At 67.3% G+C, this 14,306-nt stretch carries 12 protein-coding genes; 2 read left to right on the top strand and 10 right to left on the bottom strand.

Translation table 11 applies throughout. From position 1 onward, the window contains the following. Positions 1-6: 6 nt before the first annotated feature. Positions 7-1,803 (top strand): IlvD/Edd family dehydratase, encoded by a 1,797-nt coding sequence (locus D6860_RS10390; RefSeq protein ID WP_076624276.1) that lies wholly within the window; start codon positions 7-9, stop codon positions 1,801-1,803. A 75-nt stretch (positions 1,804-1,878) separates the two neighbouring features. On the opposite strand, the gene D6860_RS10385 is transcribed toward D6860_RS10390, so the two are convergent. The 7 genes from D6860_RS10385 to D6860_RS10355 form a co-directional block, all read right to left on the bottom strand. Further along, complete coding sequence (locus D6860_RS10385; protein WP_076624277.1) at positions 1,879-2,913, bottom strand: YeiH family protein; 1,035 nt, start codon at positions 2,911-2,913, stop codon at positions 1,879-1,881. 16 nt (positions 2,914-2,929) lie between these two features. After that, positions 2,930-4,900: a tripartite tricarboxylate transporter permease gene (locus tag D6860_RS10380; protein ID WP_076624278.1), complete on the bottom strand. Its 1,971-nt coding sequence runs from the start codon at positions 4,898-4,900 to the stop codon at positions 2,930-2,932. A 94-nt stretch (positions 4,901-4,994) separates the two neighbouring features. Continuing rightward, a complete protein-coding gene (locus D6860_RS10375; protein WP_076624279.1) occupies positions 4,995-5,942 on the bottom strand; it encodes a tripartite tricarboxylate transporter substrate binding protein in 948 nt (315 codons plus the stop codon). A 43-nt stretch (positions 5,943-5,985) separates the two neighbouring features. After that, positions 5,986-7,005 carry an Ldh family oxidoreductase gene (locus D6860_RS10370; RefSeq protein ID WP_076624280.1) on the bottom strand — a complete coding sequence of 340 codons (1,020 nt, stop codon included), beginning with the start codon at positions 7,003-7,005 and terminating at the stop codon, positions 5,986-5,988. Next, positions 6,992-7,924 (bottom strand): hydroxyacid dehydrogenase, encoded by a 933-nt coding sequence (locus D6860_RS10365; RefSeq protein WP_076624281.1) that lies wholly within the window; start codon positions 7,922-7,924, stop codon positions 6,992-6,994. Before D6860_RS10365 ends, D6860_RS10370 begins: the two co-directional genes overlap by 14 nt. 3 nt (positions 7,925-7,927) lie before the next feature. After that, positions 7,928-9,109 carry a UxaA family hydrolase gene (locus D6860_RS10360; RefSeq protein WP_076624282.1) on the bottom strand — a complete coding sequence of 394 codons (1,182 nt, stop codon included), beginning with the start codon at positions 9,107-9,109 and terminating at the stop codon, positions 7,928-7,930. Between the two features lie 5 nt (positions 9,110-9,114). After that, positions 9,115-9,402 (bottom strand): UxaA family hydrolase, encoded by a 288-nt coding sequence (locus D6860_RS10355; RefSeq protein WP_076624283.1) that lies wholly within the window; start codon positions 9,400-9,402, stop codon positions 9,115-9,117. Between the two features lie 144 nt (positions 9,403-9,546). Between D6860_RS10355 and D6860_RS10350 the strand changes: the two genes are divergently transcribed. After that, positions 9,547-10,248 carry a GntR family transcriptional regulator gene (locus D6860_RS10350; protein ID WP_017468031.1) on the top strand — a complete coding sequence of 234 codons (702 nt, stop codon included), beginning with the start codon at positions 9,547-9,549 and terminating at the stop codon, positions 10,246-10,248. Between the two features lie 93 nt (positions 10,249-10,341). On the opposite strand, the gene D6860_RS10345 is transcribed toward D6860_RS10350, so the two are convergent. The 3 genes from D6860_RS10345 to D6860_RS10335 all read right to left on the bottom strand — a co-directional run bounded on the left by D6860_RS10345 (position 10,342) and on the right by D6860_RS10335 (position 13,732). Beyond that, positions 10,342-10,809: a cytochrome b gene (locus tag D6860_RS10345; protein ID WP_017468030.1), complete on the bottom strand. Its 468-nt coding sequence runs from the start codon at positions 10,807-10,809 to the stop codon at positions 10,342-10,344. A 533-nt stretch (positions 10,810-11,342) separates the two neighbouring features. Beyond that, positions 11,343-12,431, bottom strand: coding sequence for a ParB N-terminal domain-containing protein (locus D6860_RS10340; RefSeq protein WP_076624284.1), 1,089 nt, complete (start codon positions 12,429-12,431; stop codon positions 11,343-11,345). Then, the gene (locus D6860_RS10335; protein ID WP_076624285.1) at positions 12,428-13,732 is read right to left on the bottom strand and encodes an AAA family ATPase; all 1,305 of its coding nucleotides are present in this window, start codon (positions 13,730-13,732) and stop codon (positions 12,428-12,430) included. Before D6860_RS10335 ends, D6860_RS10340 begins: the two co-directional genes overlap by 4 nt. Positions 13,733-14,306 lie beyond the last annotated feature (574 nt).

Raw genomic sequence — 14,306 nt, 5'->3', positions numbered from 1 at the left:
AACACCATGACCGATACCCCTCGCAAGACGCTCCGTTCGGAAAGCTGGTTCAACGACCTCGGCGACCCGGAGATGACCGCCCTCTACCTCGAGCGCTACCTCAACTACGGGCTCACGCTCGAGGAGCTGCGCTCGGGCAAGCCGATCATCGGCATCGCGCAGACCGGCAGCGACCTGTCGCCCTGCAACCGCCACCACGTCGAGCTTGCCAAGCGCACCCGTGACGGCATCCGCGCGGCGGGCGGCATCCCGCTCGAGATCCCGGTCCACCCGATCCAGGAGACCGGCAAGCGGCCGACCGCGATGCTCGACCGCAACCTCGCCTACCTGAGCCTGGTGGAAAGCCTCTTCGGCTATCCCATCGACGGCGTGGTGCTGACCATCGGCTGCGACAAGACCACACCGGCGCTGCTGATGGCGGCGGCGACGGTCAACATCCCCGCCATCGCCTTTTCGGTCGGCCCGATGCTGAACGGCTGGCACAAGGGCGAGCGCGCCGGCTCCGGCGCGGTGATCTGGAAGGCACGCGAGAAATACGCCGCCGGCGAGATCGACGGCGAGGGCTTCCTCAACATGGCCGCCGCCTCGGCGCCCTCGGTGGGCTACTGCAACACGATGGGCACCGCCTCGACCATGAACTCGCTGGCCGAGGTGCTGGGCATGCAGCTTCCGGGCTCGGCGTCGATCCCGGCGCCCTACCGCGAGCGCGGGCAGATGGCCTATTACACCGGCAACCGCATCGTCGAGATGGTGCACGAGGATCTCAAGCCCTCGGACATCATGACCCGCGAGGCCTTCGAGAACGCCATCGTGGTCAACTCCGCCATCGGCGGCTCGACCAATGCGCCGATCCACCTCGTGGCCATCGCCAAGCACCTCGGCATCGAGGTCAGCAACGCCGACTGGGAAACCCACGGCTACAAGGTGCCGCTGCTGGCCAACGTGCAGCCGGCGGGCGAATACCTGTCGGAAGACTTCCACCTTGCCGGTGGTCTTCCCGCGGTGGTGGCCGAGCTGCTGCGCGGCGGCCTGATCCCGCACGAGGACGCGATCACCGTGACCGGCGAGGCCTTCGGCACGCTCTACGCCGATGCGCCCTGCGAGAACGACGACGTGGTGCGCCCGCTCGACCGCGCGCTGACCCCCGAGGCCGGCTTCCTCAACATGCACGGCAACCTCTTCGACACCGCGATCATGAAGACCTCGGTCATCACCGACGACTTCCGCAGCCGCTACCTGTCGAACCCCGAGGACCCGATGGCCTTCGAGGGGCCTGCCTTCGTGTTCGACGGCCCCGAGGACTTCCACAAGCGCATCGACGACCCGGCGCTGAACATCACCGCCGACAGCATCATGGTGATGCGCGGCGCCGGCCCCAAGGGCTACCCCGGTGGCGCCGAGGTGGTGAACATGCGGCCGCCGTCCTACCTCATCAAGCAGGGCATCCGCGGGCTGCCGTGCATCGGTGACGGACGGCAGTCGGGCACCTCGGGCTCGGCCTCGATCCTGAATGCCTCGCCCGAGGCGGCGGACGGCGGCAACCTCGCCATCCTGCGCGACGGCGACCGGCTGCGCGTCGACCTCAACACCCGGGAGGTGCAGCTTCAGCTCTCGGATGCCGAGATCGCCGAGCGCCGCGCCGCGCTCGAGGCGGCGGGCGGCTACAAGGTTCCGGAAAGCCAGTCGCCGTGGCAGGCGATCTTCCGCGACCGCGTCCGGCAGTTCTCCGAGGGCATGGTGCTCGACGGCGCCGACGAGTTCCGCGACATCGGCAACAAGACGATGCCGCGCCACAGCCACTGACGGCCGGCGCTCAGGTATCACGAACATCGCAGGCGCGGCGGGGCCCCTACCCCGCCGCGCCTTTTTTCCGCGGGCTCACGACAGCAGCATCGTGCCCCCCAGCACCACGCCCGCGATGAAGAGCGTTTCCAGCACGATCAGCACCACCGACTGGCGCGGCACCTCGAGGATGCGGCGCAGCTCGGTCTTCATGCCGACCGCCGCGATGGCGGTCAGCATCGCCCATTTCGACAGCGCCCAGAGCACCGACTGCACGACCTCCGGGATCCAGCCCAGCGAGTTGACGAAGGCCAGCGCGAGGAACGCCAGCACGAAGCCCGGCACGATGGGCGGGCGCGCACCGCCCGCGCGTTCCTCGGCCCCTGCCGCGCGCAGCGACAGGGTCAGCACCAGCACGAAGGGCGCGAGCAGCGACACGCGGATGAGCTTGACCGTGGTCGCGGTCTCGCCCACCTGGTCAGAGACGGAAAAGCCCGCGCCGACCACCTGCGCGACGTCGTGGATCGTGCCCCCGAGAAAGACGCCGGTGGCGAAGGTGTCGAGCCCGAGCAGCTGGGCGATGATCGGGTAGACGATCATCGCCAGCGTGCTCAGCAGCGTGACGCTGAACACGGTGAAGCTCAGGTTGCGCTCGGACAGCTCGTTGCGGGGCAGCACCGCCGCAATCGCCATCGCCGCCGATGCGCCGCAGATCGACACCGACCCCGCCGTCAGGATCGCCAGCCGCCAGCCCCGCCCCAGCATCGACGCGCAGAGCCAGCCGAACAGCAGCGTCGCCAGCAGCGCCACCACGATCAGCCCGATCACCCCAAAGCCGAGCCCGGCGAAGACCTCGAAGCTGATCCGCGCGCCGAGCAGCGCCACCCCGAGCCGCAGCACGGTCTTGGCCGAAAAGCTGATGCCCGCGACGCAGCGCTCCCCGTCCTCCACAAGGAAGTGAAGCGACAGGCCGATGAGCAGCGCCATCAGCATCGCCGGCGCACCGTAGTGATCCGACAGGAACTGTGCCGCGAGCGCCGTCAGCCCGCAGACGAAGAGCCCGGGCCACAGCTCCCGCACCGAAAGCGAGAGCGGGTTGCGCAGGGCGGAACGGATCGTGTCGGTCATCATCGGGCGAAAAGGCTCCTCAGAACAGGGCACCGGTCGGCAACGGCACCGACAGCGCTTCGCGGAAGATCAGGGTGAAGATCAGGATGATCACGGCAACCCCCACGGCCAGCATGGCCCATGATCGGCCAGTGCGGCGCTCGTGTTCGGCGCATAACATGAGCAGCAGCCCCATGACGATGCCCGCCGTGGCAAAGCCCGCGACCGGCACCAGCACCACCGCGATGGCCATCGCCAGCGGCACGCCGATGCGCCGCGGGGTCGAGCCGTCCGAGCGGTCCTCGACCACGTGGCGGGTGACCAGCGTTTTGAGGGCAGCGAGCCCGCAGAGCACCAGCATGCCGATGGCGATGGTGCGCGGGAAGACCGCCGCCTCGGGGTTGAGGCTCGCACACTGCACGATGGCGACAACCGCGATGGTGGCCATGACCGCGATGCTCAGCAGGTCGCGCGCGATGGCCCCCGGCGTCGCCCGCACCCTCTCGGCGATCTCGACCGGCGTCTGCCGCGTGGCGATCTGCTTCAGGCGCGGCAGGAACGGGTAGAGGAAGCTCAGCAGCGTCAGCGCGATGATGACCATCGACAGCGGCCGCCCGAAGAACTGGCCCCAGACGTTGCCCATGGCGTCGCCGATGGTCCAGCTCTGCACGAAGCCCTCCTCGGCGATGCGGCCGAGGATCAGGCCGAGCACGATGGGCGACACCGCGAAGCCGCGCCGCGTGGCGATCCAGCCGATGATGCCGAGCACCACCATGATGCCGACATCCGCCAGGCTGTTGCGGATGGCAAAGCTGCCGATCACCGTCATGAAGGCCACCACCGGCACCAGCCCGGCTTTCGGCGCCTGCACGATGGCGCGATAGGCGAAACGCCCGATCAGCAGGCCCACCGGCAGCATCAGGAAGGTGGCGAGCAACAGCCCGAAGATGAAGGTGTAGACAATGCTCGAGCCGTCCGCGAACAGCGTCGGCCCGGTGCGCACCCCCTGCACCAGCAGCGCGCCGAGGATCACCGCGTCGGGCGGCGTGCCGGGAATGCCCAGCACCAGCGTCGGGATGAAGCCGCCGCCGACGGTGGCGTTGTTGGCCGACTCCGTGGCGACGATGCCGCCGGGGTTGCCCTGGCCATAGGCCGGCTCTCCGCGTCCGTTCCGGCGGGCCTCGGAATAGGCGACGAGCCCCGCGATGGACCCCCCTGCCCCGGGCAGCGCACCCACCAGAGTGCCGATCACCGAGCTGCGCAACACGTTGACCTTTTCCTTCACCACGATGCCGATGGCTTCGGGAAGTCGGAAGCCGCGGGTCTTCTCCGGTTCCTCGAGGTGCCGGCCAGGCCGGGCGGCAAGCTCGATCAGCACCGGCACGCAGTAGAGCCCGATCAGCGCCGAGACGGTCTCGATGCCGCCGAGCAGCGTGTTCGATCCGAAGGTGAAGCGCACCTCGGCACTGGTCTCGGAAATGCCGATCATGGAGATCAGGATGCCGAAGGCCGCGCCGATGAGCCCCTTGAGGAAATCGCCCGTCGACAGCGCCGCGATCAGCGACAGGCCGAAGATGGCGAGCCAGAAGTATTCGACCGGCCCGAAGGCCAGCGCCGCCTCGGCAAGCGGCGGGGCGAGCATGAGCAGCGCCAGCGCGCCGACGATGCCGCCCACCAGCGATGAGAGGCAGGCCACCGACACGGCGAGGTCGCCGTCGCCGCGCTTGGCCATCGGGTAGCCGTCGAAGGTGGTGCCGATGGCCGAGGGCGTGCCCGGCGTGTTCAGCAGGATGGCGGCATAGGCGCCGCCGTAGATCGCGCCGGTGTAGATCGCACCCAGGAGGATGAGCGCGCTTTCCGGCGACATGGCGAAGGTCACCGGCACCAGCACCGCCACGGCCATGGTCGCGGTCAGCCCCGGTATCGAGCCGATGATCGTGCCCGCGGCGACCCCGAGAAAGGCCAGAAAGATATTGAGCGGCGACAGGGCCGCGAAGAGATAGTCGAGCATGAGCGGATCCCGTTTGTCCTCCGCGGGATCGCGCACCCGCCCCGCGGCCGTGGGCTGCGGGCGCCACCGCCGAGGGCGGCGCCCGTCGCGGCTATCAGTTCAGCACGCCGGCTTCCTTGGCCGCGGCGATGTACTCCTCGCGCCGCTCTGCCATGAAGGCATCCATCTCCTCGCCGTAGGGCACGTCGACCAGCGCGAAGCCGCCGTCGATCATCTTCTGCCGGAAGCCCTCGTCGGCGTTGATCGCCGCGATCGCGTCCGACACCTGCTGACGGGTCTCCTCCGACGCGTCCCTGGGCACCGCGACACCGCGATAGGCGCCCGACACGATGTCGTAGCCGAGCTCCTTGAAGGTCGGCACGTCCGGGAAGGCCGGCTGGCGTTCCTCGGTCGCCACGGCCAGCAGGCGCACCTTCTCGCCCTGGGCCACGCCCACGGTGGAATAGCCCCACTCGGCCGAGACCTGCCCGCCGAGCAGCGCGGTCACCGCGGCGCCGGTGCCCTTGAAGGCCACGTAGGTGGTGTCGATGTCGGCGAGCTGGTCGAATTTCACCTGCACGAGGTGGTTCGCCGTGCCCTTGCCCGATCCCGAGAAGGTCACCTGCCGCGGGTTCTCCTTGGCTGCCGCGATCAGGTCGTCGAGCGTCTGGAACGGGCTGTCGGCCTTCACCACGATGGCGTCGGGCGTGTAGTGGAAGAAATAGACCGAGGTGATGTCGTCGGTCTCGAAGCCGACGTTGCCCTGCTCGGGCTTCACGATGATATGCGGCAGGTTCACGCCCATGATGACCGAGCCGTCGGCCGCCATGCCGTTGAGCTGCGACCAGCCCACGGCGCCACCGCCGCCGGGCTTGTAGGACACCACCAGCTCTTCGCCGTAGAGGTCCTTGAAGAACGGCTGCTGCATCCGTGCGGTCACGTCGGATTCACCGCCCGGTCCGAACGGGATCACGTAGTCTACCGAGCCCGGCGGAAAGTCCTGCGCCTGCGCGGCGCCTGTGAGCGCGGCGAAGGCCGCGGCAAGGATGGTCAGTCTTCTCATTGGTTCTCCTCCCTGAGTCATGAGATTTCCGTCTGTGCGGGGCTTACACGCCCGCGAGCGCCTCGATCTCCTCCAGCAGATGACCCGGCACGAGAACGCCCTCTCCCTCGCGGACGGCACGCCGTCCCGCGATGCGTTTCTCACCGGGCAACCGAGTGCCCTCCTGCCCCAGGACCGCCGCAAGCAGCGCCTCCAGGCGCAGGGTGAAACCCTCGCCCGCCACGCGCGACGTGTCAAAGGCCATGATGAGCTGCCCCACGCCGGGGGGCTCGCCCTCGGCGTCGAAGAACGAGCTCGCCTCGCTCGAATGCTTCGCCCCGGTGAGCGTCGCGGCGAGGATCTCGACCACCAGCGCCAGCGCGGCGCCCTTGGCATCGCCCGCGGGCACCATCGTGCCCTTGAGCGCCGCCTCCGGATCGGTGGTGGGGTTGCCGTCCGCGTCGAGCGCCCAGCCCTCGGGGATCGGTGTGCCCGACTTGGCGGCAGCCATGACCTTGCCGCGCGCCACCTTGGACAACGACAGGTCGATGACCAGCGGCGGCCGCGCCTCCCCGCGCGGCGCCGCGAAGGCGATGGGGTTGGTCCCGAACAGCGCGGCATTGCCGCCCCATGGCGCCATCGCCTTGGGCGTGTTGGCGACCATCAGCGCGGCGATGCCGCGCTCGGCCAGCCGCTCGACATGGGCGCCGAGCTGGCCGCAGTGGTGCGACCGCCGGATCGTCGCCACTGCAACCCCGGTTTCCGGCACAAGCTCCGCCAGCTTCTCGATGGCGAGGTCCACCGCCGGAAAGGCAAAGCCGTTGCGTGCGTCGATGTCGATGCGCGCGGTGCCGGCCTGCTCGGCCACCGGACAGGCCGCGCCGCTGACCTTGCCCGAGCGCGCCTGCGCCGCATAGGCCGCCACGCGCGAGAAACCGTGCCCCGCCTGCCCGTCGATCTCGGCCGCAACCAGCGCCCGGGCAACGCTTTCCGCATTCCGGGCCGAAACCCGGTTCGCCTCGAGCACCCGCGCCACCAGCGCCTCGGCCTCCTCCCGGGGCATCCGCGTGTCAGGCCGCGACATTGGCAAGCTCCCGTTTGACGTTGTCCACGGTGATCGCACTCACCCGGACGTTGCCCTCCTGCGTGACCCCGGCGATATGCGGCGTCAGGATCAGGTTCGACAGCCCTTCGAAGCGCGCGCCGGCCTCGGCGGTCAGCGGCTCGGTCTCGAACACGTCGAGCGCCGCACCGCCAAGCCGCCCCTCGCGCAGTGCCTGCGCCAGCGCCGTCTCGTTCACCACGCCGCCGCGCGCCGTGTTGATGACGATGGCCCCGGGCTTCATGCCCGCGATGGCCTCGGCGTCGATCAGCCCGCGTGTCTCGGCGGTCAGCGGCACATGCAGGGACACCACGTCGGCCAGCCCGAGCAGCGTGCCGATGTCACAGCGCCGCACCCCCGACCAAGCCGGATCGTCGTCCGACAGGAACGGATCGTAGGCGGCGATCTCCATGCCCATGGCGCGGGCCCGCTCGGCGACCGCGCGGGCGATGCCGCCGAACCCCACGAGCCCCATGACGCGCCCCGAGGCCTCCTGCCCCATCAGCGCGTTGCGCGGCCAGTCGCCGGCGATCATCGCCGCGTTCGAGGCATAGGCCCCGCGCAGCAGGCTCAGCGTGACCGTGATCACGTATTCCGCCACCGACAGCGTGTTCGCCCCGGTGGCCGGATGCACCACGACGCCCTGCTCGCGGCAGGCGTCGAGGTCGATGTTGTCGAGGCCGACGCCAAGCCGGCCCACGACACGAAGCCCCCTGCCCGCCTCGAGCAGCGCCCGGTCGACCTGGGTGCGGTTGCGCACGATCAGCGCGTCGGCCCCGGAAAGCGCCGCGAACAGCGCCTCCCGGTCGTCGACCAGCCCCGGGTCGTAGGTCAGCTCGACCTCCGGCCCGAAGCGCTCGAGCGCGGCCTCGTCGATGAATTCGGAAACGACGACCTTCATCGATCAGGCGGAGCGGTAGAGCTTGGTGAGCGAGAACTCGCGGTGCCCCAGCGCCTCTGCCGCCGTGTTGCGGCCGTTGGCCGTGCGCACGATCATGTCGATCAGCGAGTCGCCAGCGTCGTCGATGGTCATCTCGCGGGTCAGCACACCGGTCACGTCCACGTCGATATGCTCGGACATGGTGCGCAGGGTGCGCGGGTTGCCCGAGATCTTGATGACCGGCACGATCGGGTTGCCGACCACGTTGCCCTGCCCCGTCGGGAAGGTGTGGATGACGTAGCCTGCCGCCGCCATCAGCGTGACGCATTCCGCCGCCGCCGAGGACGTGTCCATGAAGTAGAGCCCCGGCCCCTTCTCGGGTGCGACCGCCGGCCCCATCGCGTCGATGTAGGACGAGCTCTTGCCGATCTTCTCGAGGTTGCCGAGCGCCTTTTCCTCGATCGTCGTCAGACCGCCGAGGATGTTGCCCTTGGTCGGCTGGCTGTCGGAAAGGTCCGAGGTCTTGTAGGGCTCGATCACCTCGTCCTGATAGGCCTGGAAGATCTTCATGAAGGCGTCGCCCGCCTCTTTCGTGGCCGCGCGCTTGACGCAGATGTGCTCGGCCCCGGTGATCTCGGAGGTTTCGCCGAAGCAGCCGTAGATGCCTTCGGGCAGCAGCTTGTCATACATGTTGCCGACCGTCGGGCAGGACGACAGGCCCGTGGTGGTGTCGCTCTCGCCGCATTTGGTCGAGATCCACAGGTCGGAAATCGGGCAGGCTTCCTTTTGCAGTTCGGTCGCCCACTGCACGTATTCCTTGGCCTTCCAGCTGGCCTGCCGGATGGTCTCGAAATCGCCCTTCTGCTCGATCGAGATGCCGGTCACCGGCTTGCCGGTCTCGGCGATGCCGTCGACGATGGTCTGGGTCCACTCGGGCTCGATGCCGATCACCACCACGGCGGCGACGTTCGGGTTCGCCCCGGTGCCGATCATCGTGCGGAAATGCAGGTCGAGGTCCTCCCCGAACTGCAGACGGCCGTAGGCATGCGGGATCGCCAGCGTGCCCTTGACGTTGTTGGCCACCGCCTCGCAGGCGGCGTTGGAAATGTCGTCCACGGGCAGGATGAGCACGTGGTTGCGCACGCCCACCCGGCCGTTCTCGCGGCGCCAGGCGTTGACGGTCATGTTGCTGAAATCGAATGCCATGGTCGTTACCACCGTTTCGTCTTGCAGTTCTGGGTGTGCACGTGGCCGCCCTTTTCGGCGGGACCGACCATCTTGCCGATGTCCTCGCCGTACTTGATGACCGTGTCGCCCTCGGACAGGTCCTTCAGTGCGACCTTGTGCCCGATGGGGATGTCGGCCTTGGCCGTCAGCGTGAAATCCGAATTGTCCGCGGTGACCACGCACAGCATGTCGGTGCCCGCGCTCAGCCCCTCGACCACGACAACGCCGACGTTGTCCTCGTGGTCGTGCACAAGAAGATGTGGTTTTCCCAAGGTCTGGCCTCCTCTGCCCAGCTACTCTCCTGCCGAGGGACGTAACATCTATAACTACTCTTATACAAGACTTATTGTATAAACCTTGTCAGCGGTCCCGGCCGGGTGCTACATCCCGTCTTGTATCATCAGGGGTTTTTCTCAATGGCGCCGCCGCTTTATCAGGTCGTGATCGACACGATCGTCGACCGCATCGCCTCGGGCGAACTGCCCTCGGGCGCGATGCTTCCCAGCGAAACCCAGCTTGGCGCCGAGCTCGGGGTGAGTCAGGGCACCGCCCGCAAGGCGCTGATCGAACTCGAACAGCGGGGCCTCGTGCAGCGCGCTCAGGGGCGCGGCACCTTCGTGACGGTCCGCACGCCGGAAAGCTCGCTGTTCAACTTCTTCCGCCTGCGCAACCCTGACGGCACGCTCGACACCCCGAAGCTCGAACGGGAAACCGTGCGCCGCCGTCCCGCCGGGGACGCGGAACGCGCCGCGCTCTACGGCCGGCCCGACGAGGTGATCGAGATCGAGCGTGTCCGCAGCCTTGGCGGCAAGATGGTCACCTACGAGGTCTCGGTCGTGTCCACGACGATGTTCCCCGGGCTCGCGGACCGGGTGCCGCTGCCGAACACGCTCTACGTGTTCTACCAGCAGGCCTATGCGATCATCATCGTGCGCGCCAACGAACGACTTCGCGCGCGCAATGCCTCGGAGCAGACCGCCAGCGCCCTGGGCATCGATCCCGGCATTGCCGTGCTGGAGGTCTACCGCGAAGCCGTCGACGTGCTCGACCGGGTGGTCGAGCTGCGTTCGAGCCAGAGCCTGACCGAGCACCACGACTACTTCATTTCACTGTCCTGAGGCGGCTGCCATACGGCCACCCTTCCCCATGTCCCTGCCGGGCGAACGTGCCCGCGCAGACGGTCAGGTCATCCGGTGCAGCAATCCGGTCTTTCACACCAACTGGTGCACTGAGACACTGACCAGGAGCACGACCATCACCCCGATAAGGATGGTTGTCCCGATCTCGTGCAGCTCAGCCGCTTCCCCCAACGTGCCGAACCAGGCCAACAAACCCATGACCGGCAGCAACACCAGAAGCCCGTAGAAAATCCAGTGCGTCAGATGCGCGAGCGACCCCGCCCAGCCGGGCTCCTGCTCAGGGTGGCTTGGGCTTCCGCGCATGACCCTGAGTGACAACCGCCAGAGCATTGCGATGAGCACCCCCGAGCCGATGACGATATGTGCGATCGAGGTCGTGGTGTAAGCACCCGGCTCACCGTCCATAAGCGCATGGAACGGGCGGCCCATGTGGTCGAAGACAAGATATTGCAGCGCGATCAGCGCAACCACGGCCCGGTGCAGGATCTTCTGGGTGGCCGAGAACTGGACGGCCTGAGCCTCGGCTGAAGCCTCACTCATACGCTTGGCAAACTTCCCTTCGGCAGATCATCGAACGACAGTTCACGTCCCGGCGGACCGCTCGTCGCGGCGCTGTCCCCGCGGGGACAGCCCAAAGGAACAGTGTTTCGGAGCGGCCCGACCAATGACCTGTCGGCACGCTGCGACCCAAGCTTGGTGTGAGTGAACCAGCTTCGCGCCTCCATTTGTGGCGGCAGCGCAGAAGACCTGTGACCTGCGCCTCCGACATGCGGCGCTGGGTCCGACACGCCGCCATGGCCCTGGATGCAGTCACTGTCCCCGCGGGGACAGCTTCGCGCCGACAGCGCGGGGACCACCGACAACCTTGTTGGCTACCGCCGCGCGGCCCGTGCATCTCCTGATGTCCCCGCGGGGACAGTTGTGGCTCCAGCACGTCTGACGATGCGTAGTGCGAAGGCCGAACTGCCTCAAAAGCAGAGCCAAACAGGCGTAACAGAGACACATACCCCCAAATAAAATGAAACGGCCCGCGCATTGCACGGGCCGTCATCCTGCCAGCGAACAGAGCCGCTTCAGTCGTCGAGCGCCGACATGAACGCGGCGACGGCGGCTTCGAGACGGCGACGGTCGACCGTCGAGAAATCCCGCTCCATCTGCAGCTCGACCTTGCCGTCGCGCGCAGCGCAGCGGACTGTCCCCGCGGGGACAGTGCATCGCAGCGTGGTCTTCGCGGCCGCCTTTTGCGACCGGCCCGAAGACGATGGCGAGGCTGAACTGCGCTCGACAGGAGCTGCACCGGGAAGCGCCCTCTGCAGGATCGCAAGCTCCGCCTCGGCGTCGCGCTCGAAATCACGAGAAAGCGCGTCGCGAAGCTGAGCCGTGAAGGCCTCGTCGTTCCCAATTTCGCGCACGAGGTCGAGCCCCAGCTTCCGGGGAATGGCCTCGCTGTGTTGAAGCACGTCGCCGATTGCTTCGAGCAGCGTCGCGAAGTGACGGATGTAGCTTCGCTTCTGCCGACCGGCCGAGGCATAGAGCGTGGCGACCGCGCCCTCGACATCCGACACCTCGGTCTCGGGGTCACGCGCGAAGGTCACGGCAAGCTGCGCCATTTCCGCGAAACTGATGCCGCGCCGCACAAGGTTCTCGTCGACCATCTTGCGATAGAGCCCGGTCAGCGTTTCGCCGGTGGCGACCAGCCCCGCGGGGATCCGCGCGAACTTCTCGTCACCGGTTTCGGCGAAAAGCTCGCGATAGGCGGTCAGGCGGCGGAAGCCCTGAACCAGCTCGTAATGCTCGCCCACAGGCTCGACACGGATCGGGTTGGACAGGCCGATCTCGCGGATCGAGTCCTTGAGCTCGCCGATCTCGGGGTCGGGGGCGAGGCTCCGGTCTCGGCTCAGCTTCTCGGTGCGGATCGCGTCGAGCGGCACCATGTCGGTGATGAGCCCGGCGCGCTTCAGGCGCACGTGTTCATGCGCGATCCGGTCGTTCTCCTCTCGGATGACACGCTCGGCTTCGGCACGGGCCCGCAGCGCGTCTGCATTTTCCGAGATCGCCGCCGCCATGGGGCCGCGCCGCGCATCCGAGGTCCGCGCGCCGGTGTGACTTCCGTCCTGCGTCTGCTCGGGAAAGTCGATGTCGAATCCGCGCTTCTTGCTCATGCCTCATCCTCCAGCGTGTCCCAGGCGGCGATGGCGTGATCGCGAAATTCCTCGTAGGCCCGGTCGAAGGAGGCACGCGCGCGCCGCCAGGTCTCGCGCGTCATCTCGCGGTAGTCGATCTCGTAGATCGACGACAGGAACCGGCCCGACTGTTCGACCGCGCGGGTCATCTCGATCGGGTTCTCCGTTACCCTGTCACCCCAGACCTTTTCAAAGGCTGTCCGCATCGCGCGGTGCAGTTCGTTCCCGGACTCGTAGCGGGTGAGCAGGAAGCGGACGTCATGGAAAACCTTGGGCAAGCCAAGCGTGCCCTCGGGCACGATGCCCTCGAAGCCCGACAGGTCGGCGAGCGCCTCGGACAGCTGACCGATGAAGGAGGTGGTGGAGTCGTATTCCCAGTAGCCGGGCCCCGAGGGGATGTAGAGCATGTCGGAGGCGAAGACCGCGTTCATGCTCTGGTAGCCGATGGCCGGCGGACAGTCGAAGATGACCATGTCGTAGGCATCGGCGGGCAGGGCGTCGAGGTAGCGGCTGACCGCGGCGAAGAACGACCACTCGGGGTTGAGATGGCGATACTGCGCACTCGCGAACTCGACGAAGGCCGCGTTGGCGCAGGAGGGAATGACGTCGATGGTCGGCCAGCAGGTCGGCTTGATGAAGTCGACCACGCGCAGGTCGCTGAGGCCCATGCCGGTGATCGACTCCGGCAGCTTCCGCTCGGGCAGGGCGGAGCCGGTCTCGGCGCCGCGGACGGCGGCGTTCATCCGCTCGGTCTCGCGGATGAGGTCGCGCGCCATGATGCCCCAGACCGTATATTCCTCGCTGACGTCGCTGAGGCCCATCGAATGGCTGAGCGTCGCCTGCGGGTCGAAGTCGATGCAAAGCACCCGGTAGCCATCGAGCGCGGCGGCATGGGCGAAGTGCAGTGCCACCGTCGACTTGCCGGCGCCGCCCTTGAAGTTCGAGATGGCGACGCGGAAGGCGCGCTTGCCCGCCGGGCGCTTCGGCATCAGGCTCTTGCGGTTCACCTTGAGGCGGCGGCGGATCTCGTTGATCTCGGTCAGCGAGTACCAGCGCTGGCGCCCGTCCTCTTCCACCAGGCCCTGGGGCAGGGTGGGGTCGGCGGCCATTCGGCCGCGCAGTGTCGACTGGTTGACCTTGAGGATCAGCTCGGCCACTTCCCAGCTCGAGAACCGGCGGAGCGTCTTCTCCATCTGCGGTGAAAAGGTCTGCTGCCGGATCCACCCCTGCATCTTCAGGGATTGGGTCTGGAGCTGCGCCAGATCTTCATGCGTAAACATGCTGCCTCCTGTGCCCCCGCCGGGGTCTGTTGCCGGCTGTCCCCGCGGGGACAGCGGGGCGCCCACTCTTCCGGGACGCTAATTCCTGCTCGAATTCCATTTACGCTGAATTTGCATTTTGCGCAAAACGAAATATCCTGAACTCGCAGATTTTGCGTCCGGGTGCGAATATGCCTGTCCCCCTGGGATACAACGCGAACCAGCGGGGCAGGGGGCTTCACCGCGATTCGGCCAAGAGGTTGGATCGCTTCGCTAAAAGATGGGGGACATCACGGCGTCGGACGCGAGATATTGGGGGACATTTTCGGCGCATTAGGGGTCACCCTGACTGTCCCCCAATACCAGAATACCGATTCATTCCTTTCGGAATTGGGTTGGGCTGACCCTGAAATCGGGCAACGACTTGACAGAATCGTCAAACCGGACGCAAATGGATGAAGATTGGCGAAAGTCGCTGAGTTGACCGGTTCGAGAGAGCCGAAGCCTCAGTAACGAAGACCGATCACAAAGGGCCGTTTCCAGAGCCCGACCAGCGAGGCACCCCTGACCCGAGATCGGTGCAGGGCGACAGACG

It is taken from the genome of Salipiger sp. D13 (assembly GCF_003703915.1).
In the GTDB taxonomy this organism is placed as follows: domain Bacteria; phylum Pseudomonadota; class Alphaproteobacteria; order Rhodobacterales; family Rhodobacteraceae; genus Salipiger; species Salipiger profundus.
This window is presented reverse-complemented; position numbering and strand designations above follow the sequence as displayed.

Excerpts from the sequence above, each read along its gene's own strand:
- D6860_RS10390 (WP_076624276.1), top strand. The coding sequence starts at position 7 with ATGACCGATACCCCTCGCAAGACGCTCCGTTCGGAAAGCTGGTTCAAC.
- D6860_RS10385 (WP_076624277.1), bottom strand. The coding sequence starts at position 2,913 with ATGATGACCGACACGATCCGTTCCGCCCTGCGCAACCCGCTCTCGCTT.
- D6860_RS10380 (WP_076624278.1), bottom strand. The coding sequence starts at position 4,900 with ATGCTCGACTATCTCTTCGCGGCCCTGTCGCCGCTCAATATCTTTCTG.
- D6860_RS10375 (WP_076624279.1), bottom strand. The coding sequence starts at position 5,942 with ATGAGAAGACTGACCATCCTTGCCGCGGCCTTCGCCGCGCTCACAGGC.
- D6860_RS10370 (WP_076624280.1), bottom strand. The coding sequence starts at position 7,005 with ATGTCGCGGCCTGACACGCGGATGCCCCGGGAGGAGGCCGAGGCGCTG.
- D6860_RS10365 (WP_076624281.1), bottom strand. The coding sequence starts at position 7,924 with ATGAAGGTCGTCGTTTCCGAATTCATCGACGAGGCCGCGCTCGAGCGC.
- D6860_RS10360 (WP_076624282.1), bottom strand. The coding sequence starts at position 9,109 with ATGGCATTCGATTTCAGCAACATGACCGTCAACGCCTGGCGCCGCGAG.
- D6860_RS10350 (WP_017468031.1), top strand. The coding sequence starts at position 9,547 with ATGGCGCCGCCGCTTTATCAGGTCGTGATCGACACGATCGTCGACCGC.
- D6860_RS10345 (WP_017468030.1), bottom strand. The coding sequence starts at position 10,809 with ATGAGTGAGGCTTCAGCCGAGGCTCAGGCCGTCCAGTTCTCGGCCACC.
- D6860_RS10340 (WP_076624284.1), bottom strand. The coding sequence starts at position 12,431 with ATGAGCAAGAAGCGCGGATTCGACATCGACTTTCCCGAGCAGACGCAG.
- D6860_RS10335 (WP_076624285.1), bottom strand. The coding sequence starts at position 13,732 with ATGTTTACGCATGAAGATCTGGCGCAGCTCCAGACCCAATCCCTGAAG.